The sequence below is a fragment of the Bradyrhizobium sp. AUGA SZCCT0176 genome (assembly GCF_018130145.1).
Taxonomy (GTDB): Bacteria; Pseudomonadota; Alphaproteobacteria; order Rhizobiales; family Xanthobacteraceae; genus Bradyrhizobium.
On sequence record NZ_JAFCMB010000026.1, the window covers coordinates 11,823 to 33,592 of the forward strand.

Annotated in this window: 19 protein-coding genes; 10 read left to right on the forward strand and 9 right to left on the reverse strand. The window is 62.7% G+C overall.

The window, feature by feature from the left end; translation table 11 throughout:
* The first annotated feature begins 28 nt into the window (after positions 1 to 28).
* The 8 genes from JQ600_RS32670 to JQ600_RS32705 all read left to right on the forward strand — a co-directional run bounded on the left by JQ600_RS32670 (position 29) and on the right by JQ600_RS32705 (position 6,677).
* Complete coding sequence (locus JQ600_RS32670; protein ID WP_212389169.1) at positions 29 to 442, forward strand: hypothetical protein; 414 nt, start codon at positions 29 to 31, stop codon at positions 440 to 442.
* Positions 442 to 1,296, forward strand: a complete 855-nt coding sequence (locus tag JQ600_RS32675; protein WP_212389168.1) for an alpha/beta fold hydrolase — start codon at positions 442 to 444, stop codon at positions 1,294 to 1,296. The genes JQ600_RS32670 and JQ600_RS32675 overlap by 1 nt, the downstream gene beginning before the upstream one ends.
* Positions 1,297 to 1,316: 20 nt before the next feature.
* Positions 1,317 to 2,228, forward strand: coding sequence for an amino acid ABC transporter substrate-binding protein (locus JQ600_RS32680; protein WP_212262952.1), 912 nt, complete (start codon positions 1,317 to 1,319; stop codon positions 2,226 to 2,228).
* A gap of 80 nt (positions 2,229 to 2,308) precedes the next feature.
* Positions 2,309 to 3,040 (forward strand): amino acid ABC transporter permease, encoded by a 732-nt coding sequence (locus JQ600_RS32685; RefSeq protein WP_212262951.1) that lies wholly within the window; start codon positions 2,309 to 2,311, stop codon positions 3,038 to 3,040.
* A gap of 4 nt (positions 3,041 to 3,044) precedes the next feature.
* Positions 3,045 to 3,737, forward strand: a complete 693-nt coding sequence (locus tag JQ600_RS32690) for an amino acid ABC transporter permease (protein ID WP_212262950.1) — start codon at positions 3,045 to 3,047, stop codon at positions 3,735 to 3,737.
* Between the two features lie 9 nt (positions 3,738 to 3,746).
* Positions 3,747 to 4,478 (forward strand): amino acid ABC transporter ATP-binding protein, encoded by a 732-nt coding sequence (locus JQ600_RS32695; RefSeq protein ID WP_212262949.1) that lies wholly within the window; start codon positions 3,747 to 3,749, stop codon positions 4,476 to 4,478.
* Positions 4,479 to 4,658: 180 nt separating this feature from the next.
* On the forward strand, positions 4,659 to 5,516 hold the full coding sequence (locus JQ600_RS32700; RefSeq protein WP_212262948.1) for a D-amino-acid transaminase: 858 nt from the start codon (positions 4,659 to 4,661) through the stop codon (positions 5,514 to 5,516).
* Between the two features lie 177 nt (positions 5,517 to 5,693).
* Complete coding sequence (locus JQ600_RS32705) at positions 5,694 to 6,677, forward strand: tripartite tricarboxylate transporter substrate binding protein (RefSeq protein ID WP_212389167.1); 984 nt, start codon at positions 5,694 to 5,696, stop codon at positions 6,675 to 6,677.
* Positions 6,678 to 6,682: 5 nt separating this feature from the next.
* Here the strand turns inward: JQ600_RS32705 and JQ600_RS32710 are convergent, their stop codons facing one another.
* The 3 genes from JQ600_RS32710 to JQ600_RS32720 are packed head-to-tail and all read right to left on the reverse strand — an operon-like array spanning position 6,683 to position 9,935.
* Complete coding sequence (locus tag JQ600_RS32710) at positions 6,683 to 7,468, reverse strand: fumarylacetoacetate hydrolase family protein (RefSeq protein ID WP_212389166.1); 786 nt, start codon at positions 7,466 to 7,468, stop codon at positions 6,683 to 6,685.
* A gap of 15 nt (positions 7,469 to 7,483) precedes the next feature.
* Positions 7,484 to 8,851: an LLM class flavin-dependent oxidoreductase gene (locus JQ600_RS32715; protein WP_212389165.1), complete on the reverse strand. Its 1,368-nt coding sequence runs from the start codon at positions 8,849 to 8,851 to the stop codon at positions 7,484 to 7,486.
* Positions 8,852 to 8,882: 31 nt separating this feature from the next.
* Positions 8,883 to 9,935 (reverse strand): Ldh family oxidoreductase, encoded by a 1,053-nt coding sequence (locus JQ600_RS32720; RefSeq protein WP_212389164.1) that lies wholly within the window; start codon positions 9,933 to 9,935, stop codon positions 8,883 to 8,885.
* A 381-nt stretch (positions 9,936 to 10,316) separates the two neighbouring features.
* Between JQ600_RS32720 and JQ600_RS32725 the strand changes: the two genes are divergently transcribed.
* Complete coding sequence (locus JQ600_RS32725) at positions 10,317 to 14,420, forward strand: GAF domain-containing protein (protein ID WP_212389163.1); 4,104 nt, start codon at positions 10,317 to 10,319, stop codon at positions 14,418 to 14,420.
* Here the strand turns inward: JQ600_RS32725 and JQ600_RS32730 are convergent.
* Complete coding sequence (locus JQ600_RS32730; RefSeq protein ID WP_212262942.1) at positions 14,394 to 14,735, reverse strand: hypothetical protein; 342 nt, start codon at positions 14,733 to 14,735, stop codon at positions 14,394 to 14,396. The genes JQ600_RS32725 and JQ600_RS32730 overlap by 27 nt on opposite strands.
* A 338-nt stretch (positions 14,736 to 15,073) precedes the next feature.
* Between JQ600_RS32730 and JQ600_RS32735 the strand changes: the two genes are divergently transcribed.
* Entirely contained in the window at positions 15,074 to 16,003 is a 930-nt protein-coding gene (locus JQ600_RS32735) for a DUF6492 family protein (RefSeq protein ID WP_249133088.1), read from the forward strand.
* Between the two features lie 77 nt (positions 16,004 to 16,080).
* Here JQ600_RS32735 and JQ600_RS32740 read toward each other — a convergent pair whose 3' ends face one another.
* From JQ600_RS32740 to JQ600_RS32760, 5 genes are all read right to left on the reverse strand, one after another.
* Entirely contained in the window at positions 16,081 to 16,548 is a 468-nt protein-coding gene (locus JQ600_RS32740; RefSeq protein ID WP_249133072.1) for a cupin domain-containing protein, read from the reverse strand.
* Positions 16,549 to 16,733: 185 nt separating this feature from the next.
* Positions 16,734 to 17,744 (reverse strand): UDP-glucose 4-epimerase GalE, encoded by a 1,011-nt coding sequence (gene galE, locus JQ600_RS32745; protein ID WP_212389161.1) that lies wholly within the window; start codon positions 17,742 to 17,744, stop codon positions 16,734 to 16,736.
* Positions 17,744 to 18,565 carry a WecB/TagA/CpsF family glycosyltransferase gene (locus JQ600_RS32750; RefSeq protein WP_212389160.1) on the reverse strand — a complete coding sequence of 274 codons (822 nt, stop codon included), beginning with the start codon at positions 18,563 to 18,565 and terminating at the stop codon, positions 17,744 to 17,746. Before JQ600_RS32750 ends, galE begins: the two co-directional genes overlap by 1 nt.
* On the reverse strand, positions 18,558 to 20,861 hold the full coding sequence (locus JQ600_RS32755; RefSeq protein ID WP_212490308.1) for an exopolysaccharide transport family protein: 2,304 nt from the start codon (positions 20,859 to 20,861) through the stop codon (positions 18,558 to 18,560). The genes JQ600_RS32750 and JQ600_RS32755 overlap by 8 nt, the downstream gene beginning before the upstream one ends.
* A 156-nt stretch (positions 20,862 to 21,017) precedes the next feature.
* Positions 21,018 to 21,770, reverse strand: coding sequence for a polysaccharide deacetylase family protein (locus JQ600_RS32760; RefSeq protein ID WP_249136207.1), 753 nt, complete (start codon positions 21,768 to 21,770; stop codon positions 21,018 to 21,020).

Consider the following 21,770-nt stretch of genomic DNA (forward strand, 5'->3'; position numbering starts at 1 on the left):
GCATTGCAGGGAATCCTGCCTGGAGCGCATGAGTTCAGCTTCGAACGCAACCGACGCCGCGGTTATCAAGGCATTCGCCGCAATCCCTGCGCTTCTCGAACAGACGCCGGCGCTGATCGTTCGCGGCCGGTTTCTCGATTGCGAATGCCTGCTCGGGCCGATCGGCCATCCCTTTCACGCCTCGATCCGTGCCGGCCGGATCGTCGATCTGACGCCGGCGCCGGTGCTGATGCGGTCGTGGCGGTTTTCCTATCGCGCCTCGCCTGCGGCCTGGGCGGCGTACTGGCAATCCGAGCCGCGGCCGGGCTGGCATGATCTGCTCGCCCTGACCAAGCGTGGCGGAGCGGCCCTTGAGGGCGATCTGCATCCCTTCATGGCGCATCTGCAGTATTTCAAGGATGTGCTGGCCTTGCCGCGGCACCATTTCGCGGTGGCTGCCTGATGAGCGGTTACGTCGAGCCGATGATCGGCCGCTATGTCCATGTCGACATCGGCGGCGAACTGCATCGGGTCTATTTCGAGGAAAACGGCGCCGGCATTCCGCTGGTGTGCCTGCACACCGCGGGCTCCGATGCGCGGCAATGGCGGCATCTGCTCGCCGACGAGGAGTTCGCGAAGAATTTTCGGATCATCGCCTTCGATATGCCCTGGCATGGGAAATCGAATCCGCCGGCGAGCTGGAATGGGGACGAGTACCAGCTCACCACCGCGCGCTACACAGAGACTATCCGCGCCTTCTGCAAGGCGCTGCGGCTGGAAAAGCCCGTGGTGATGGGCTGCTCGATCGGCGGCCGCATCGTGCTCAACCTTGCGATCGACCACGCCGCCGAATTCCGTGCGCTGATCGGGCTGGAGGCGGCGGATTTCCAGGCGCCGTGGTATGACACCACATGGCTCAACCGCCCCGACGTCCATGGCGGCGAGGTCTGCGCAGCCTTGGTGTCGGGTCTCATTGCCCCGCAGAGCCCGCAAGCCTCGCGAGCCGAAACGCTATGGGGTTACAAGCAGGGCGGTCCGGGGATTTTCAAGGGCGATCTTTATTTTTATCGGGTCGATGGCGACTTGCGCGGCCGGGTGGAGAGGATCGATACTAAAGTATGCCCGCTGTTTCTGCTCACGGGCGAGTATGATTTCTCCTGTACGCCGGAAGACACGACGAGGACTGCTGCCGCTATCGGGGGCGCCAGTGTTACGATAATGGAGCAGCTTGGTCATTTTCCGATGAGCGAGAACCCCGAACAGTTTCGCCGCTACATTTCGCCGGTGCTCGGCGAAATCCTCGAACGATCGACGTAAACCACACAAGGAGTACAAGTATGAACCGCAATTACATGATTGGCTACGCGCTGGCCGGCGCGTTGTGCGCCACGCCGGCGATGGCGCAGGAACTCACCGGAACGTTGAAGAACATCAAGGATACCGGGGCCATCACGCTCGGCTTCCGGGATTCGTCGATTCCCTTCTCCTATCTCGATGACAGCCAGAAGCCGGTCGGCTACGCCATGGACATCTGCTACAAGATCGTCGATGCCGTGAAGAAGGAGCTCAAGCTCGACAAGCTCGAGGTCAAGCTCAATCCGGTGACGTCGTCGACCCGGATTCCGCTGCTGGCCAACGGCACCATCGATCTGGAATGCGGCTCGACCACCAACAACGCCGAACGCCAGAAGCAGATCGCCTACACCAACACCCACTTCCTGACCGCGAGCCGCTACGTCTCGAAGAAGTCGAGCAAAATCAACTCGATCGACGATCTGAAGGGCAAAGCGGTGGTTTCGACATCGGGCACCACCAACATCAAGCAGCTGACCGAAGCCAATGCGGAGAAAAAGCTCGGCGCCAACATCATTCCGGCCAAGGACCACGCCGAAGCCTTCCTGATGGTCGAGACCGACCGCGCGGTGGCGTTCGTGATGGACGATATCCTGCTGGCGAGCCTGGTTGCCGGCTCGAAGGCGCCGGATGACTACGTGATCTCCAAGGACGCGTTCTCCAAGCCGGAGCCCTATGGCATCATGCTGCGCAAGGACGACCCGGCCTTCAAGAAGGTGGTCGATGCCGCCACGTCAGCGCTCTATACGGGCGGCGAGGGCCAGAAGATCTACGACAAATGGTTCACCCAGAAGATCCCGCCCAAGGGCTTGAACCTGAACTCGCCGATCAGCGCGGAGCTGAAGAACCAGTACGCCAAGCCGTCTGACTCGCCGGATCCGGACGCCTACAAATAAGCAAATAGATGCTTCTGCCCATGCAATGGCCCAACCATTGCATGGGTACGTTTCGGTGACGCAGCGGACGGTAGGCCTTCGTGAATTATAATTGGAACTGGAGCATCTTCTTCGAGCCGGCCCCGGGCGGGACCGGCACCTATTTCCATATGCTGCTGTCGGGACTGTGGCTTACCATCCAGACCGGAATCTTCGCCTGGATCATCGCGCTGATATTCGGCTCTGTCATCGGCGTGTTGCGGACGCTGCCGTCGAAGACCGCCTACTGGATCGGCTTCGCCTGGGTCGAGTTCTTCCGCAACATGCCGCTTCTGGTGCAGCTGTTCCTGTGGTTCTTCGTGCTGCCCGAATTGCTGCCGCGCAGCTGGGGGCTGTGGCTGAAACAGATGCCCAATGCGCCGTTCTATACCGCGGCGATCGGGATTGGCCTGTTCATGTCGGCGCGCGTCGCCGTGCAATTGGGCGCCGGCATCGCCTCGCTGCCGCGCGGGCAAAAGCAGGCCGCGACCGCGCTCGGGCTGACGACGTTGCAGGGTTATCGCTACGTGTTGCTGCCGATTGCGTTCCGAATCATCATGCCGCCGCTGACCTCGGAGTTCCTCAACACCATCAAGAACACGGCGGTCGCGATCACCATCGGCCTGATCGAACTGACCGGCCAGGCGCGGTCGATGCAGGAATTCTCGTTCCAGGTGTTCGAGGCTTTCACCGCCGCGACCGTGATGTATCTGCTGATCAACATCGTCGTCGTCACCGGCATGCGCTTCCTCGAACGCAGCCTGGCGATCCCCGGCTACATCACGGGGAAATAGCCGCATGTTCGCCAATTTCGATTTCGACGTCATCCGCCGTTCGCTCGGCTACCTGTTTCTCGACGGCATGGCGTTCACGCTGACGCTGACCGGGCTCTCTGCGCTCGGCGGGATCATTTTCGGCACGCTGATCGCGCTGATGCGGCTGTCCGGTTTCAAAGTGCTCGGCCGGATCGCCGGGCTTTACGTCGACTTCATGCGGTCGCTGCCGCTGGTGCTGGTGATCTTCTGGTTCTATTTCCTGGTGCCTTATGTCGGGCAATGGCTGACCGGCGCGTCGCGCCCGATCAGTGTCGGCGCCTTCACCTCCGCGCTCGTCACCTTCATCATGTTCGAGGCGGCGTATTTTTCCGAGATCATGCGCGCCGGCATCCAGTCGATCTCCAAGGGCCAGCCTGCCGCGGCCAATGCGCTCGGCATGACCTACGCCCAGACCATGCGCTACGTCGTGCTGCCGCAGGCGTTCCGCAACATGTTGCCGGTGCTGCTGACCCAGACCATCGTGCTGTTCCAGGACACTTCGCTGGTCTACGTGCTGTCGATGCCGGATTTCCTCGGCGCGGCGAGCAAGGTTGCGCAGCGCGACGGCAGGCTGGTCGAGATGTACCTGTTTGCGGCGGTGGTCTATTTCACGATTTCCTGCGCCGCCTCGTTCGCCGTCCGGCGCCTGCAGGCGCGCATCAGTATTGTCCGTTAGGGAACGCGCATGATCGAAATCAATCACGTCAATAAATGGTACGGGCCGACCTTCCAGGCGTTGAAGGATTGCACGACGAAGGTCGCCAAGGGCGAAGTGGTTGTCGTGTGCGGTCCGTCAGGTTCGGGCAAGTCGACGTTGATCAAATGCGTCAACGCGCTGGAGCCGATCCAGGAAGGCGAGATCATCCTCGACGGCATCAAGGTCAATGATCCCAAGACCGACCTGCCGAAGCTGCGCGCCCGCGTCGGCATGGTGTTCCAGCATTTTGAACTGTTCCCGCATCTGAGGATCATCGAGAATCTGTGTCTGGGGCAGGAGAAGGTACTGGGCCGGTCCCATGACGAGGCGATGGCCAAGGGCGCCAAGCTACTCGACCGCGTCGGATTGAAGGTTCATGCCAACAAATACCCGGCCGAATTGTCAGGCGGACAGCAGCAGCGTGTGGCGATTGCACGCGCGCTGGCGATGGATCCGATCGCCATGCTGTTCGATGAACCGACCTCGGCGCTCGATCCCGAAATGATCAGCGAAGTGCTGGACGTGATGGTCGATCTGGCCCGCGAGGGCATGACCATGATGGTCGTGACCCACGAAATGGGCTTTGCCCGAAAGGTGGCGCATCGCGTTATCTTCATGGACCAGGGCGAGATCGTCGAGGATGCGCTGAAAGACGACTTCTTCGGCAAGCCGCGCAGCGACCGCGCGCAGAAATTCCTGTCGAAGATTCTGTCGCATTAGCCGCCACCGTCATTCCGGGGCACGCCGTTTGGCGCGAGCCCGGAATCCATACTCTCGATCGTGGTTATGGATTCCGGGCTCGTGCTTCGCACGCCCCGGAATGACGCTGAGGGTTTATCAGCACTAACAATTTGCGTATATGAGTCCCCAACACCCCTTCGCGCCCTCAGGAGACTTCGCTTGGAACAGATCGCTTACGTCAACGGTTCATTCGTGCCCATGGCCGACGCCAAGGTGTCGATTCTCGACCGCGGCTTCCTGTTCGCCGACGGCATCTATGAGGTCGCCGCCGTGCTGGACGGCAAGCTGATCGACAATGCCTCGCATCTGGCGCGGCTGGAGCGTTCGGTCGGCGAGATCGAGCTGGCGTTGCCAGAGACCATCGAACGGATTCAGGAAATCCAGAAGGAACTGGTGGCGCGCAACAATCTCGTCAACGGCATGGTCTATCTGGAAGTGACGCGCGGCGCCGACACCGGCCGTGATTTTGCGTTTCCAAAGGGCGTCAAGCCGACGCTGGTCATGTTTACCTCCGTCAAGGACATCATCAACGCACCTTCGGCCAAGACGGGGATTGCCGTCATCACCGTGCCCGATCTGCGCTGGACCCGCCGCGACATCAAGAGCGTGGCGCTGCTGGCGCAAGTGCTGGCAAAGCAGGCCGCAGCCGTGGCCGGCGCCGGCGAGGCCTGGATGATCGAGGACGGCAAGGTCACCGAGGGCGGCTCGTCCTCGGCCTTCATCCTGACGCAGGACGACGTGCTGGTGACGCGGCAGAACGGCAGCGAGATCTTGCCGGGCTGCACCCGCAAGGCGGTGGTCAAGCTGGCCGAAGAACGCCAGCTCCGGATCGAGGAGCGCGCGTTTACGGTGGAAGAGGCGCTGGCCGCGAAGGAAGCCTTCATCACCAGCGCCACCGTGTTCGTGCAGGCGGTGGTATCGATCGACGGCAAGAAAGTCGCGACCGGCAAGCCCGGCCCGATGACCGATCGCCTGCGCGAAATCTATGTCGAGTTCGCCAAGGCGACCGCGGTTTAACTGATTGTCATTGCCGGGCTCGACCCGGCAATTCATCCTTTCGAAAGGCTCATTCTAGACGGAGGCGCGGGTCCCAAGCCCGCGCATGCGAAAAGGGGCGATGAAATCGCGGCGTTCCCCTTCACCAGGCGAATAGCGCGGACGGTCCGGATAGGCCAACCTTTAGCGGACTCAAACATGCAAATTCGACGCGCCACGAAGAATCTCGTGATCCTGTTCGGGTTCGTAGCGTGCGTCGTGCTTGCAAGCCCGCCCGCCTTCGCCGCCTATCCCGACCGCATCATCAGGATCGTGGTGCCGTTCGCACCGGGTGGCGGCACCGACGTGATCGCGCGGACGCTGGCGCAGGAGATGGCCAGGGATCTCGGCGCCTCCATCATCATCGAGAACAAGCCCGGGGCGGGCACCATCATCGGCACGCAGTCGGTCGCGGCCAGCGCGCCTGACGGTTACACGCTATTGATGGGAACCTTTGCTAACGCGGTCAATCCAAGCCTGAGCGCGAAGCTGCCTTACGATGCGCATAAGGATTTTGCGGCAGTTGCGTTGATCGCGCGTTCCTTCAACCTCGTCGTGGTCAATCCGGCGTCGCCGATCAAATCGATTGCCGACCTGATTGCGGTGGCCAAGGCCGAGCCCAATAGATTGTCATACGGCACCTATGGCACCGGGACCTCGGCGCATCTGGCCGGCGAATTGTTCAAGCACATGGCCAAGGTCAACCTGACCACCGTGCCGTACAAGGGCGCGGCACCCGCGATCACCGACCTGCTCGGCGGACAGATCCAGGTGATCTTCACCACGGTCGCCAGCGCCGCCTCGCTGGTCGCGGCCGGCCAGTTGCGCGCGATCGCGGTGACGTCGGCCGAGCGCTCGCCGGCCTTCCCGGAATTGCCGACGGTGTCGGAAGCCGGTGTTCCCGGTTACGCGGCCGAAGCCTGGTACGGCCTGTACGCGCCCGCCAAAACGCCGCCAGAGGTCATCGACCTCCTGAACAAGTCGGCCGCCAAGGCCGTCCAGTCAGAGGCGTTCAAGAAGCTCGGCGTCAACGAAGGCCTCGTGATGGTGGCAGAGCCGCCCGAAGCACTCGACCGCTATTTCAGCGTCGAGGAGGCGCGCTGGCGCAAGGTGATCCAGGACGCCGGGATCAAGATCGAGTAGGCATCCTACCGCTTCTCCGCCACGAACCTGTTGCGCAGGGTGCCGATGCCGGTGATGTCGATCTCGACGACGTCGCCGGCCTTCAGATCCGGCGAAGCGCCGTCGGTGCCCATCCAGATCACGTCGCCAGGCCACAGCGTGAAATATTTCGTCAGCTCGACGATGAACGGCACGATGCCGAAGATCATCTCGTTGGTACGGAAGCGGCCGGTTTCCTTGCCGTTGACGCGGATCGCGGTCTCCATCCGGTCGAGGTCGACGTCGGTTTCGATCCAGGGGCCCATCGGCTTGAAGGTGTCGGCGTTCTTGGATCGCCACAGGCTGCGATCGGCCTTCTGCCAGGTGCGTTCGCTGACGTCGTTGCCGATGGTGTAGCCGAACACGCAGGACAGCGCGTTGGCCTCGGTCAGGTGCTTTGCCTTCTTGCCGATCACAACGACCAGTTCACCCTCGTAATGGATTTTCTCGGTCGCGGTCGCCGGGATCACCACATCCTCATCGTGGGCGATCAGCGCGTTCTGCGCGCGGTAGCCGATCTCGGGACGATCAGGCACGTTCGGAACCGTGCCGGCCTTGTCGGCGGCTTCCTTGAGATGCTTCAGATAGTTCAGGCCGACGCAATAAAAGGTGCGCGGGATCAACGGCAGTTCGATCTTCACGTCCTTGAGCGCATGGGTTTGCGCGCCGCGCTGCCATTCGCCGAAGGGATCGCCGCTGACTGACATGACCTTGTCGCCCTCGACGAGGCCCCAGGATGTGTTGCCGGCGGCGGTGAATTTGAGCCAACGCATGAAGTGTCCTTTGCTTTATTCGGCTGCGGCCTGCGGCTTGGCCTTCCAGGCGCCGGCGGCGGTGCGCGGCAGGCCTAGATTCTCGCGCAAGGTCTTGCCGGCATAATCCTTGTGAAACAGGCCGCGGCGCTGCAGTTCCGGCACGACATGCTTGACGAAGTCGGCGTAGGAGCCGGGCACGATGGTGGCGGCGATGACAAAGCCGTCGCAGCCGCGCTCGACGAACATCTCCTCTAGCTTGTCCGAAATTTCCTTCGGGCCGCCGACGATTGCGTCCTGCACCTGGCCGCGGCCGGAGAAGGTGACGAAGTCGCGCGCGCTGGGATTGGTCTTGCCTGAATTCTTGAGCACGCCGTCGCGAATGCCCAGGATGCCCTGCATGCTCTTGAGCTCTTCTGTTGTCAGGGGTTCGTCGAGCGGCTTGGAGGCGAAGTCGTAGTTCAGCGCCTCCGCGAGCAGCGACAGCGCATCGATCTGCAGCGGCAGCTTGTTGATGACAGCCATCTTGTCCTCGGCCTCGCTCCTGGTCGCGCCGCAGACGGGTGTGGTGAGGTTGCAGAGGAACATCTGGTCGGGATCGCGGCCGGCTTTCGCGGCTTCGTTGCGGACCGCCGCATAGCCTTCCTTGGCGGCGGCCACGTTGCGCGCGGCGGTGAAAATCACCTCGCCCCATCGCCCCGCAAAGCGCTGGCCGCGGCCGGACGCGCCGGCCTGGATGATGACGGGATGGCCTTGCGCCGAACGCGGCACGGTGAACGGCCCGCGCGACTTGAAGAATTGGCCCTTGTGGTCGAGCCGCCTGACCTTGGCCGGATCGGCAAAGCGGCCGCTCTTCTTGTCCATGATCAGCGAGCCGTCTTCCCAGGTGTCCCAATGACCGAGCACGACCTCCATGAACTCGTCGGCGCGGTCGTAGCGGTAGTCATGTTCGAGATGGGCATCCTTGCCCATGTTGTGGGCCTCGCCGTCATTGAGCGAGGTGACAACGTTCCACCCCGCGCGTCCGCCTGTCATCAGATCGAGGGTGGCGAAGCGGCGCGCAACGTCGAAGGGCTCGAAATAGGTGGTCGAGCAGGTCGAGGCCAACCCAAGTTTCTCGGTTACCATGCCCATCGTGGTCAGCACCACGATCGGGTCCATCTTCACGCAGCGGATGCCGTATTCGACGGTGTGGGCGTGGTCATTGCCGTAGCGGTCCGGCATTGCCAGGCGATCGTCGAAGAACGCCATGTGGAATTTGCCGGCTTCCAGAATCCGGGCGATCTCCTGGTAGTAGTCGGCCGACATCGAATCGTCGCGCGATTCCGGGTGCCGCCAGGAACTCGGCAGATTGGTGCAGTTCTGCGCCTGCAGGAAGCCGACCATCGCCATCTGCCGTGTCATCTTGTTCTCCTTGTACCGGCCAAGCGCTGCTTCATCTAAAATCGAGCTCGGCGCCGAGTTGGTATTCGGCGGTCAGCTCGCGCAATTTGTCCCAGGTGGCATCCTCGATTTCGATGCCGGAAAGCTTGCGCTGCTGCTCGCGGATATATTCGACTTCGCCGGGATAGAACACGCCGGTGGAGCCTTCGGATGGCGGCGTCTCTTTCAGATAGCGCGCGAATTCGGCGACTTCCTTTTTGAAATCCTTCAGCGGCCGGAACGCGGCGACGTTGAACACCGCCATGAAGCATCCGTCATTGTGACGCCCGGTCGGCTCGACACCGAAACCAAGTCCGGTCAGAAGCCCGCACAGCACCTCGACCATCGCGGCAAGGCCGCTGCCCTTGTAACCCTCGCTGCCGCCGAGCGGCAGCAGGGCGCCGCCCTTCTTGTACTCCCCGGGATCGGTGGTGTGCCGTCCCTCGGCATCGACGATCCATCCCTTCGGGATTTCCTCGTTGCGCGACACGGCCAGCGCAATCTTGCCCGCGGCGACGGCCGAGGTCGCCATGTCAAGATAAAACGGTGCGTCGAGGTCGGAGGGAACGGCAATCGAGATCGGGTTGGTTCCGAGCCGTGCCTCGCGGCCGCCGAACGGCGCCACGATCTTCGGCGAGCGGCCGGAGTCGGCGGTCGCGATGCCGATCATGCCCTCCTGCATCGCCATCAATGGATAGGCGGCGAGCCGACCGACATGGCTTTGGCGAAACACCGTGCAGGCCGCGACGTTGGCGGTCTTCGCCTTCTCGATCGTGAGCGCCATCGCCTTGGCGTTGACGTGAAACCCAAAACCCCAATGGCCGTCGATCACGGTCGTGGTCGGCGATTCCTGCACGATGGTCCACTTCGCCCCGGGCACGATATGGCCGGCCTTGACGCGGTCGATATAGGTCGGGATCGCGATGATGCCATGGGAATCGTGGCCGGCGAGGTTGGCGTTGACGCAGCCGACGGCGACCGCTTTGGCTTCCTCATCCGATGCGCCGGCAGCCCTGAGCAGTGCCGCGCCGATGCGTGTGAGACGGTCGGCCTGTACGATCGGCATGGGTTTCCTCGTCGAATGCCCGCGAGCAGCGAGTCTTGCTTGTTGTTGTCGAAGCATGGTCTCAAAGCGGTGGCGGGAGAGCAAGGGCAGAATATCCGTACCGGGCATGCCCGTGAGGCGGGCTCGCGCGGTTCGGATTTCATCAGACGAAAATTGGCTACCGCGCCGCCCAGGCCCTTGGCCCGCCGGAGGCACCGCCGCTGCCATGGCTGATAAATCGTGAACGGACCGTAGTTCTTCGGAGGACGGCCTTGCGATGTTGGGCAGGTATTTACTCTGAATCGCAACTTCCGGCCGCCAATAACGACCATTTAGGCCTCTCCCGCGCATAAAATTCCGTGGGGCAGCAGGCCCTTATTGTCTGCTGGGAGCTCGAGAGCCGTGAAGACCAGTATCGCGCGTACATTTGCGGCGTTGAATGCGACCAACGAAGCGATCCTGTACGCGAAATCGCCGGAAGAACTGTACGAAAAGGTCTGTGAAGCCGCTTTCTCCAGCGGAGACTTCCTGGCGACCGCCGTCTTTTTGCTGGACCACGATACCAATCTGCTTCGGTTTGCGGCCGGCTTCGGCGAAGACACCGCAAGGCTGCGCGCCATCGACATTTCGATCCTGGCTGATACCCCGGAGGGCTCGGGGGTTTGCGGGCAGGCTTTCCGCGATCAGAAGCTGTGCATCAGCAACGATTACCTCAACGACGCGCATTCGCTGGCCTGGCGCCAGGGTGCCGCTGCCGGACAGGTCGGCGCGGCCGCCGGGTTGCCGCTGACCTGCAACGGCCGCAGCATCGGCGTCTTCCTCGTCACGCGGCGCGAAGTCGGGTCGATTGACGCCCCGGTCGTCGCATTGCTCGAACGCATGTCGGCGAACATTTCATTCGCCCTCGACAATTTCGATCATGAAGCTGCGCGCAAGGATGGCGAGCGGACGATGCGGCGGTTGAATCGCATGTTCGGCGCCATCAGCGCGACCAACGAAGCGATTCTTCGCGCCAAGACCGAACAGGAACTTTATCAGCGCGTTTGCGATGCCGCCGTTTACAGCGGAAAGTCGGTCGCGACGGTGGTCCTGCTGTCAGAGCCGGATTCGATCTGGCTGAAGCCTGTGGCCGGCAGCGGCGAGAGCCTCGATCTGCTGACCCGGACACGCTTCTCGACCGATGCAGACAATGACTACGGCAAGGGGGTTGCCGGTCAGGCGTTCCGGACGCAGCGGCTTTGCGTCAACCACGACATCTCGCAGGGTGGCCCGTGGCAGCAGGCCGGACGTGAGGCCGGCGTCGTTGCCTGCGTCGCCGTGCCCCTGATCAAGGCGGGACAAAGCGTCGGCGTCGTGATGTTCTTTGTCGGCATGGCATGGGCGGCGGATGAAGAGATCATCGCGCTGCTGGCGCGGATCGGGGAAAACGTCTCGTTCGCCCTCGAAAATTTTGAACGCGCCAACGCCAAGGCGAAAGCCGACGAACAGAAGGAGCGGTTGACGCGGATGTTCGCGGCGCTCAGCGCGACCAATGAAGCGATCATGCGGGCCCGGTCGCGCACCGAGATGTTCGAACTGGTATGCGCTGCCGCAGCACAGGGGGGCCGCTTCAATTCGACCAGCATCCTCCTCGTCAGGTCAGACAGTGATTCCTTCAACATGGTTGCCTCGGCCGGGCCGACGGCGGAAAACGCCCGCCGTCTGCAGGTCTCGATCAGCGCGGCAGTTCCGGAAGGCCGCGGGGTTTGCGGGACGGCGTTCCGTTCCGGGCAGGCCTGCATCAACAACGATTTCCTGGCAGGCCCGCGAAACAATGCGTTCGATCAGGTGATTGACAACGACGGCGCAAGGTCAGGCGCCGCATTTCCGCTGCTGGTCGAGGCGCGGATCGTTGGCGTGATGCTGTTCATTTCCTCCCAGGCGGACACGTTTACCGCGGAGTTTGCCGAGCTGTTGCAACGGCTGGCCGACAATGTGTCTTTTGCGCTCGAAAGTTTCGATCGCGCCGACGAGAAGGCGAAGACCGAGCGCCAGAAGGAGAGCCTGACACGCATGCTCGCCGCGCTCAGCGCGACCAATGAGGCGATCGTTCGGGCGGGATCACGCGACGAACTGTATCAACTGGTTTGCGAGGCGGCGGCGACCGGCGGCGGGTTCACCTCCACTACCATCGCGCTGGCAAAGCCCGGCAGCGATTTCATGGAAATCGTGGCCGGCGCGGGTCCGACCGGCCAGAGCGCGCGGCAGGTCACCCTGTCGATCAATGAAGCGCATCCGGAAGGCCGCGGTGTTTGCGGGATAACGTTCCGCTCGGGCCAGGCCTGTATCTTCAACGACTATCTTACCGATCCGCGCGCCGCGGTATTTCACGCCAAGGCCCGCGAACTCGGCTCCAGATCAGCGGCCGGCTTTCCGCTCTTCGTGCGCGGGCAGGTGGTAGGCGTCATGCTCTACGTCTCCTTGCAAAGGGATGCGTTCACGCCTGAATTCACCGAACTCCTGCAACGGCTCGCCGACAACGTGTCGTTCTCGCTCGAGACGTTCGAGCGCGCCGACGAGAAGGCGAAGACCGAGGAGCAGAAAGAACGTCTGACGCGCATGCTGGCGGCACTCAGCGCGACCAATGAAGCCATCGTGCGGGCAAGTTCGCGCAACGAGTTGTTCGATCTGGTGTGCCAGGCCACCGCAAACGGCGGCAAGTTTACCGCCACTTCCATCGCGCTGACGAGAACCGACAGCGATTATCTGGACATTGTCGCGGCCGCCGGACCGACCGCCGCCAGTTCGCGCGAGGTGCGGGTGTCCGCCAATAAGGCCCATCCGGAAGGACGCGGGTCCACCGGCATGGCGATTCGCTCGGGCAAGCCCTGCATCATCAACGACTACCTTGCCGACCCGCGTAGCCAGGTGTTCCATGCGCGCGCCCGCAGGGATGGGACCCGTGCGAGCGCAGCCTACCCGCTGCTGGTGCGGGGGCGGGTCGTTGGCGTCATGATCTTCGTTGCGATCGAGAAGGATACGTTCACGCCGGAATTCTCCGAACTGCTGCAGCGGCTCATCGACAACGTATCGCTGGCGCTGGAGAATTTTGACCGCGCCGACGAAAAGATGCGGGCGGACGAGCGGATCGAATATCTGGCCTCGCATGACAGCCTGACCAACCTTCCGAACCGCGAGATGTTCAACGGCATGCTGCGCCGGACGATCGATGCCGCGGAACGCTATCAGCGGTCGTTTGCGGTGCTGTTCATCGATCTCGACCGGTTCAAGATCATCAACGACTCGCTGGGCCATGACGCCGGTGACATGCTGCTGGTGGAAATCGGAGGCAGGCTGCGTGGCGCGCTGCGTTCGAGCGACGTGGTGGCGCGGCTCGGCGGCGACGAATTCGTCGTGATTCTGGAAGAGGCCGCCGAACCGCACGAGGTCGAACGCATCGCCGGCGGGCTCTTGTCCGTGTTGAGCCAGCCCTTGCAGCTCAGCGGGCATGAGTGCCACACCACGGCCTCGATCGGCATCGCGATGTATCCGTCTGACGGCGCCGACATGCAGACGCTGACCAAGAACGCCGACATGGCGATGTATCTTGCCAAGGAGGACGGCAAGAACAGCTTCCGCTTCTTCACCAGGGAGATCAAGGCGCAGTCGATCGAGCGTCTGACGCTGGAGAGCGCCCTGCGCCGCGCGCTGGAGCGCGACCAGTTTTCGCTGCACTACCAGCCGAAGGTCGATATGGCGAGCGGTCAGATCACCGGCGTCGAGGCGCTGTTGCGCTGGAATCATCCCGAACTCGGCCTGGTATCGCCGGGGCAATTCATTCCGCTGGCGGAAGAGACCGGGCTGATCGTGCCGATCGGCCGCTGGGTGCTGACGGAAGCCTGTGCGCAGAACATGGCCTGGCAACGCCGCGGCCTGCGGCCGGTGACGATGGCCGTCAACCTGTCGCCGCGACAGTTCGCCGACGCCAATTTGTTGCATGATGTCGACGAGGCGTTGCTGGCAAGCGGTATGTCGCCGGTGCTGCTGCAACTCGAAGTCACGGAAAGCATGGTGATGCGCAACGTGTCGCGGGCGATCAAGGTGCTCGACGCGATCCAGAACCGCGGCATCCGGCTTGCAATCGACGATTTTGGCACCGGCTATTCGTCGATGTCGCTGATGAAGCAATTCCCGATCGACACCATCAAGATCGACCGTTCCTTCGTCCGCGATCTGCCCGTTGATTCAGAGGACCAGGCCATCACACAGGCGATCATCAGCATGGGCAAGGCGTTGGGGATGACCGTCATCGCCGAGGGCGTCGAGACCATCGAGCAGCAGACGTTCCTGCGCAATCATGCCTGCGATGAGATGCAAGGCTTCCTGTTCAGCAAACCGCTGCCGCCGCGGCAGATGGCGGATATGCTTCGGACCGAGCCGCTGCTGGCCTCGCCGCCGCTGCAACCCGACACCGGCGATGCGCGTGAATCGGCTTCGCCTTCAGGGTTGGAAAGCGCTGTCGTCTGACGGCTGCGCATGCAAATCGCGCACGTCCGAATCCGTGGACCTCACCTTGCGCGAAAAGTCATAAGGCCAGGGCTGGATGACCTGGCCGGCGAGGGAATGGAACAGGACGCCCGCGCCGTCGGCGTAAGTCGCGCCATCGGGCAAACCCAATCTGGCGCTCCAATGCGCCGGTAGCGTCAGGGCGATATCCCGTACCTCGACCGCCGGTCCCCACCACCAGGCCGGAGCGGGCGGCCGGTCATCCTCGGCGAGCACCCGCCACCGCCCAAATTCGACGACAACGCGCTCAAACTGCAGTTTTGCCGCCGGATGCATCGGAACTTCCCTTGTCCTGGCGATGATATCCGCATCTGTGGCCGGCGCAATGCGCGCCGGTTAACCATTCAATAACCATACCTTCACATGGGCATACCCCCGCCGGAAATCAGGCATCGTTTTCACGAAATTGACCGTTGGAATATCGCAGGCGTTCCACGCTTTTTTCTTTGGAAATCCGGAGTCAGCCTAATCAGTCGCTGTTTATCTTAACGGCGAAGCGTTGTTTGAAGCGCTAGAGCGATCATCTATTATATCAATCTAGTCGGGATCGATCTCTATCGCCGGACCCACAGTACATCATGACAGGAAGTGGCGTGCTCAAAAACGTGGCCTTGATGACCCCGACCTATCGCGGCGACCTCGAGCGTTTCGAATTGCTGTGCGAGAGCATCGATCGGTTCGTCAGCGGATACGAACGGCATTACGTTATCGTCAATGACGATGACGTGCCGTACTTCGCCCGGTTCGAGAATAGCCGTCGCACCGTGCTGCCGAGTTCGCACTTCTTGCCGTCCTGGCTGCGGGCGTTGCCGCCGTTTGTCTCGCGCTCGGGGCGCAGGACGTGGTGGTCGTTCCGGTCGGGTCCGCTCCACGGCTGGCATATCCAGCAGCTTCTCAAGATCGCGGGCGCCCTGCACTTGCCCCATCAGCGCTATTGCATCGTCGATTCCGATAACACGTTCTTTCGTCCGTTCGATGTGGCCGCCTATGCCGGCGCGGATTTAACCCCGCTCTATGTCGACCGCCTGGCGATTCCGGCGGATAAGCCGTTGCATCCTGTCTGGGTCCGAAACAGTGATCGCCTTTTGGGCGGCAGCAACACTGCGTTTCCCGCCGATGACTATATCGGCAACGTGCTTGTCTGGGACAAGTCGACTTTGCGCGACATGACCGCCACGATCGAAGCCGTCACTGGAATGCCCTGGGCGGTGGCGCTCGGCAAGGCGCGCTCGTTTTCCGAATACATCCTCTATGGGTACTTTGTGAACCAGTCGCCGACCCACAGGGCGACGCACCGGCTGACCACGCAAAGCCTCGCGACGTCCTACTGGGAACCGGATCAATTGGACGAAAAGGCCGTGATCGCCATGGTCGACAGCTCACCGCCCGAGGTCGTAGCACTCTGCATCGAGTCGTTCTCGGCAACCCCGGTATCGCTCATCCGCAAGGTCGCGGGTTTGTCGAACAACGACGCGCCGTTGCAACCGCAAGGTCCCGCTTCGGCGCAAGGCGCGAATGCGGCCATGACCAGGGAAGCCGTCTGAGGCCGTCGCTTCCGCTTAGAACGCCGGACACGTCCGCGAACGAAATTAGTCGCCGGAATAGATTTGCAGCACTGCGGCTATTTCTCTTCCGCTCCAGTCGAGGTCGCCGGACCTTCGCCCATGATCAGGAGAACGGCATCTTCATCCTTGGCGCCGTCCCAATGCACTTGTTTGGCGAAATGCGTGACGAAACTTCCGGCCGGCATCGGCGTCGTGTTGGCGGGATCGAATTTCGGGCCTGAACCGACCCACCAAGTACCCTGCAGCACGACGATGTAGCGGTCGTTGGGATGGAAATGCGGGCGGCTGAAATGATTGCCCTTGGTCCATTTGTTGTAGACCACATAGAAGCCCGGCTTGCTCGGATCGCCAACGACGACGGCACTTTGCGCGCCCGCGGCGTTGACCGGGCCCCACGGAATCTGGTCCGGCAATTTGTAAGTGACGGCGGCGGGATTGAGTTCAGCCGCGGAGGAGATGCTGAGCATCCCGGCGAGAGCAAGGGGCGTCACGAGGTATCGCCAGAACCGGTTGGTCGCCGTCATGGTTTGCTCCCTTTTGTCATGCGTGAGCTGAAATGCGCTCATCTGTGTTGTCGTGGATGCTAGCCGGTCTCGTTCCCACGGGGCAAGCCGCGTGCCTGCATGCGTGACAGGCGAGAGACGATAATCGCGGGCGTACAGGGCCGCAGGAACAATGCGGCTTAGACCGGTCGCACTTCCGTGCTTACTCACCCGTTTTTGAGCGGGTGAGCTTTCTTGTGCCAGGCCCAGGCGGTGCGGATGATGGTCGGAAGGTCCGAATAAGCAGGGCGGAAGTGCAGCGTTTCGTGCGCGGCGGAAGCGTCCGCGACCAGATAGGTCGGGTCGCCGGCGCGGCGTGGCTTGACGACGTGTGGCACTTCGCGCCCGGTCTCGCTCGCGATCGCCGCGAGGATCTCCCGCACCGAAAAACCCTTGCCGGTGCCGAGATTGAAGACGCCGCCGGAATGCCCTTCGAGCAAGAGCGTCAGCGCCAGCACATGGGCGGCGGCAAGGTCGGTGACATGGATGTAGTCGCGGATCGCGGTGCCGTCCGGCGTCGCGTAATCGTCGCCGAATACGGCGAAGTCCGGCACGTGTCCCTGCAGCGCCATCATCGCGCGGGGAATGAGATGGGTTTCCACCTCGCGCTGCTCGCCGATGCCGCCGGCGGGGTCGGCGCCGCTGGCGTTGAAATAGCGCAGCGCGAACGAGCCGAGCCCGTAAGCCCCGCGATAATCTGAAAGCACGCGCTCGATCATCCATTTCGAGGCGCCATAGGGATTGATCGGCGCGCAGGGATAGTTTTCGGGCAGCGCCTTGCTGTCGGCATTGCCATAGACCGCGCCGGTCGACGAGAACACCAGGCGGCTGCAGCCGGCCTCGCGCATCGCATCCAGCAGCGCCAGCGTGCCGGCGAGGTTGTTGACGTAGTATTTCTGTGGGTCGACCACGGATTCGCCGACCAGGCTGGACGCGGCGAAATGCATGACTGCGACGATGTCGTGCTCGGCGAAGGCGCGCGCCAGCGTGGCCTTGTCGGCGATGTCGCCGGTAACCAGCGCGCCTGCGACGAAGCTGTGGTGGCCGGTCGAAAAATTGTCGTAGCAAACGGGAAGATAACCGGCCGCATCAAGCGCCCGGCAGCAATGCGAGCCGATGTAGCCCGCGCCGCCCGTGACCAGGATGGCCGGACGATCGCTCGTCAGACCGGCGCCCATCAATCCCGGGTCCGTTCGGTGGCCGAAGGCCGGCTCTTGTTGAACAGCAGATAGAGCGCGCGCGGATTGGTGGTGAAATAGCGCCAGAACAGCCGGCGCGGTTCCAGCCAGATGCGCCAGGCCCATTCGAGCCCTGTCGCCTGCATCCAATACGGTGCGCGGGCCCGGCTGCCCGACAGGAAGTTGAACAGTCCGCCAGAGGTCTTGATCACGCCGACCTTGAACAGGCGCGAGGTGTATTCCTCGACAAAGGCCTGCTCATAGGGAACGCCAAGCGCAAGCCAGAGGTAATCGGGCGCCAGCGCGTTGATTTCGTCGAGCTTGGCCCGCAGCGCGTCGCCGCGGAGGAAGCCGTGCGAATGTCCGATGATCTTCAGGTCCGGATAGAGCTTGCGAACGTTGGCGACGGCAGCGGCGTTCTCCGCCTCATCGGCGCCGAACATGTAGAAGGTCAATCCGGCCGCCTGCGCCTTGCGGGCGACGACGTGGAACAGATCTGTGGTCGCCACGCGCTCGGGGAGCGGCGTCGACGATTTCAACCGGGACACCGTCACGAGCGGCTGGCCGTCGGCATTGATCAGGTCGGCGGAGCGAAACAGCCGGTCGGTCATCGGTTCGGTGGAGCAGCGCGCCAGCACTTCGCCATTGGCCGAGGTCAGATAGAGCGGGCGAGCGAGCCGGCGTTGCGGGAACACCATCTCGATCATGAAGTCCGCGGTCTGCTCGAGGTCGAGCACGGCAAGCCGCAGCCCGCCCAGTGTGATTCGGGGAACGCCGGCAGTAGCGGCTCTCCCGAGGGGGTTTAAGCGACGCTCACGCATACTGTTTGTCTCGCTGACGGTTGACGGCCGTGGGGTTGAGTTCGTTGATGACGACACCGACCAGCTTGCGCTCGGTCTCGCCGAGCGCGGTGATGATGTCTTCCATGCTCTCGTTGATGTCGAGCTTGACCGGCAGGATCGCGACCAGCCCATCGGTGGCGTCGAACAGTGCGTGGTCGGCCGGGCTCCACGGCATGGCGGGCCCGTCGAGGACCACCAGATCGTAGTCGCCGCCGATGCGCGCCTGCGCAATCGCCTTGCGGATGGTGTCGCTTGCCTTGATATCCGAGGCCTTGAGGGCCGGCAGGATCGAAATTCCGTTCGCGCTCTTGATGGCGCGCGCAGCCTTGGCGCCAATATTGAGCCAGCCGAGACGGCCGGTCTCTTCCTTGCCGAGGTGGGCCACCTTGTTCGACAGTGTATAGGTCTTTTGATCGGCGTCGATCAGCAGCACCCTGGCGCCATCGCGGGCGGCCGAGAGCGCGACGTTGAGCGCGGCAATGCTGCGGTTCTCGCCATTGCCGGCGCCGATCACGGCCATGACGGGCGCGGTGTCCTTGGCCGCGCGCGTCGCCATTGCGGTCCGAATTTCGCGCATGCTGTTGAGGAACGTCATCAGCGGGAAACCGGCGCGCAGCGTCGGCCAGCCGAGGCGGGTGACATCGAGGGTGCCGCCCGTCGCCAGGATTCCGCCGAGGGTGCGCACCACGTCCGATTCCTGCAGGCGGGTGATCGACGGCTTCGCGATCAGGCTGACGGCGGGCTGCGGGGTGGCAGACGGTTGCCTCGTGGCCGCGGCAAGCGTCCGATTTCCCGTGGCGGACGAGGCCGATGTCCTGACCGGCGTGTTGGGTCGAACCGGGTTGGCGCCAGGCGTCAACCGCTCGACGGCGATGATCCATGCGGCCGAGGCGAGCCCGCCCAGCATAAAGCCGATTATGGCGAACAAGGCCATCCCCGGCGGGAAAGTACGCCGCTGCGGCACGGTGGCATCGCCGATGATGCGGGCGCTCGAGGTGTTCAGGGTTTCCTGCTCCTCGGTCTCGCGCGAGCGCTTGAGGAACGACTGGTAGACGTCGCGGCTGGCTTCCACGTCGCGTTCGAGCTCGCGCAACCGGACCGCGGCCTGGCTCATCTGGACGCTCTGGCGCTTCTGGGTTTCGAGCGCCTTGTTCAGGGAAGCTTCGTAATCCCGGGCGCGGGTCAGGTCATTCTTCGCCGCCTGCAGAAAGCGATCGGTTTCCTCGCCGATGGTCCGGCGCAGATCCTCGACCTGCTTCTCCATCTGGCGCAAGGCGGGATGACGCGGCCCCAACTCGCTCTGCAATTCGGCCTGGCGCTTCCTGGCTTCGGCATATTGCGAACGCAGATTGGCGATGGTTGGCGATTGCAGCGCCTCGGGAATGGCGCCGGCGTCCGCCGATGTCTTGCGGCTGGCGGCGATCTGATCGTGTTTGGCCTGCGCGTCGAGCGTCAGCGCCCGCGCCGCGGCAAGCCGCTGGTTGCTGGCGGAGAGCTGCTGATCGCTGATCAGCGTGTCCTGCGTGCCGACGAAGTTGTTCTGCGCCTTGTAGACCGCGAGCGTGTTCTCGGCGTTGCGAAGCCGTTCCTGCAATTCCGTCAGCCGGCTGGAAAGGTCGCTGGTGGCGCGACGGACCCTCGCGGCCTGCGATTGCGTGGATTCGGTCAAATAGGCCTTGGCGATCGCATTTGAGAGCATCGCCGCCTTCACCGGGTCGATCGACCAGACGTCGATGTCGACGATGAAGGTCTTGTCGGTCTTTTTCACATTGATGTGGCGGATCAGGTTTTCCAGCGCCGCCATTTCAACGAGCTTGCGCTGTTCGGCGGTCGGGCGCAGATCGATCCCGAACAGGCCGAGCAGCGTTCCGAACAGGCTCTTGCCGTCGCCGCCGCCGAACTCAGGGTCCTTCTCGAGATGGGTCTCGCGGATCACCTGCAACAGCACATTGTTCGAGGTGATCACGCGCCCCTGGCTCTCGACCACCATCGCAAGGCCGGAAAGGTCCGGGGCGCGCGGCGTGAGTTCGCGATCGACCAGCTGCAATTCGCGGGGATCGACGTAGAGCTGGGCCGTTGCGGTATATTTCGGTGTCAGGCTCTTGCCGATCGCCACGGCGATGCAGGCGCAGAGCAGCGCCGCCGAGGCGATCGCGATCTTCCGCCGCCACAGCAGTTGAACCAGATCGAGCACGCTGAAGCCACCCAATGCCGGCGTTGCGGCGGGCCGGGGGTCAAGCTTGGCCTGGTTTATCGGCTCGTCATAGATAAGCATCGACCCCAGCTTCCATTCCACCTGCCGCACACATCGGCTGAGGGGTTACTCTTCGCCTTACGCCACGCGCGCCAGACTTCAACGCGCCAAAAACGCAACAGGGAAAATTAACCATACTCATTGAGGGACTATTCACCGAAATGGCAAACAAAGCGTTTATGCGCGGGCGCATCGCAATGCCTCCGCCATTGTCATAGCCGGGATTTTCCGGCGCGCCGCCGCCTCGAGGGCGTGGTTGAGCAGCGCTGGTGAGCAACCCCAGGGGCTCGGCCGTTCAGCGACGTCGTGGCCGTAGAAAATTAACCATCCGTTATTGGTTTCCGCCTCGTCGAACATGCGTTCGATCCCGGCGCGGTCCATCTGGCCATCGATCAGCGGCACGGCGCGAAGAAGCTGTAAATCGACTGTGCCGCTGTTGATGCCAGGTTCGATGCTGCGGCAGGTCTGGAACTGATCCTTGAGCTGGTTCTTCCGTCCAACCGATCCCAATCCGTAAGGATAGGCAAAAGTCTCGGTTTCGATCGAGGCGTCCAGCGCGCGGAGGTAGCCGCGGTTTCGCATGATTTCGTTGGCAAGGGCGGCCACGTCGAGATCGCTGGCGCGCCGGTGCGAGAATGTATGACAGCCGATTTCGTGGCCACGGCGATGTAGGGAAAGCAGGTCGTCGGCGTCGCCCGTCGGCCATTCCCGCGTTTCGCCGCCAATCAGGCCTCCCGATACATAGAAGGTGCCCCGCGCGCCGTGTGTTTCGAGCAGATCCGCGCCTGTCGTCGCCGCGCTTTTCGGGAGATCGTCAAAGGTAAAGCTGACCATCGGTGTGGTGTTGCGCATCTGGAAGGAATTGGCGTGCAGATACATCGCCAGCCGGTGGCTGACCTTCGCTTTTGCCTCTGAGAACATCGCGTTCAT

Coding starts and splice junctions, on each gene's coding strand:
- JQ600_RS32670 (WP_212389169.1), top strand. CDS start 29: ATGAGTTCAGCTTCGAACGCAACCGACGCCGCGGTTATCAAGGCATTC.
- JQ600_RS32675 (WP_212389168.1), top strand. CDS start 442: ATGAGCGGTTACGTCGAGCCGATGATCGGCCGCTATGTCCATGTCGAC.
- JQ600_RS32680 (WP_212262952.1), top strand. CDS start 1,317: ATGAACCGCAATTACATGATTGGCTACGCGCTGGCCGGCGCGTTGTGC.
- JQ600_RS32690 (WP_212262950.1), top strand. CDS start 3,045: ATGTTCGCCAATTTCGATTTCGACGTCATCCGCCGTTCGCTCGGCTAC.
- JQ600_RS32695 (WP_212262949.1), top strand. CDS start 3,747: ATGATCGAAATCAATCACGTCAATAAATGGTACGGGCCGACCTTCCAG.
- JQ600_RS32705 (WP_212389167.1), top strand. CDS start 5,694: ATGCAAATTCGACGCGCCACGAAGAATCTCGTGATCCTGTTCGGGTTC.
- JQ600_RS32710 (WP_212389166.1), bottom strand. CDS start 7,468: ATGCGTTGGCTCAAATTCACCGCCGCCGGCAACACATCCTGGGGCCTC.
- JQ600_RS32715 (WP_212389165.1), bottom strand. CDS start 8,851: ATGACACGGCAGATGGCGATGGTCGGCTTCCTGCAGGCGCAGAACTGC.
- JQ600_RS32720 (WP_212389164.1), bottom strand. CDS start 9,935: ATGCCGATCGTACAGGCCGACCGTCTCACACGCATCGGCGCGGCACTG.
- JQ600_RS32730 (WP_212262942.1), bottom strand. CDS start 14,735: ATGCATCCGGCGGCAAAACTGCAGTTTGAGCGCGTTGTCGTCGAATTT.
- JQ600_RS32735 (WP_249133088.1), top strand. CDS start 15,074: ATGACCCCGACCTATCGCGGCGACCTCGAGCGTTTCGAATTGCTGTGC.
- JQ600_RS32740 (WP_249133072.1), bottom strand. CDS start 16,548: ATGACGGCGACCAACCGGTTCTGGCGATACCTCGTGACGCCCCTTGCT.
- galE (WP_212389161.1), bottom strand. CDS start 17,744: ATGGGCGCCGGTCTGACGAGCGATCGTCCGGCCATCCTGGTCACGGGC.
- JQ600_RS32750 (WP_212389160.1), bottom strand. CDS start 18,565: ATGCGTGAGCGTCGCTTAAACCCCCTCGGGAGAGCCGCTACTGCCGGC.
- JQ600_RS32755 (WP_212490308.1), bottom strand. CDS start 20,861: ATGCTTATCTATGACGAGCCGATAAACCAGGCCAAGCTTGACCCCCGG.
- JQ600_RS32760 (WP_249136207.1), bottom strand. CDS start 21,770: ATGAACGCGATGTTCTCAGAGGCAAAAGCGAAGGTCAGCCACCGGCTG.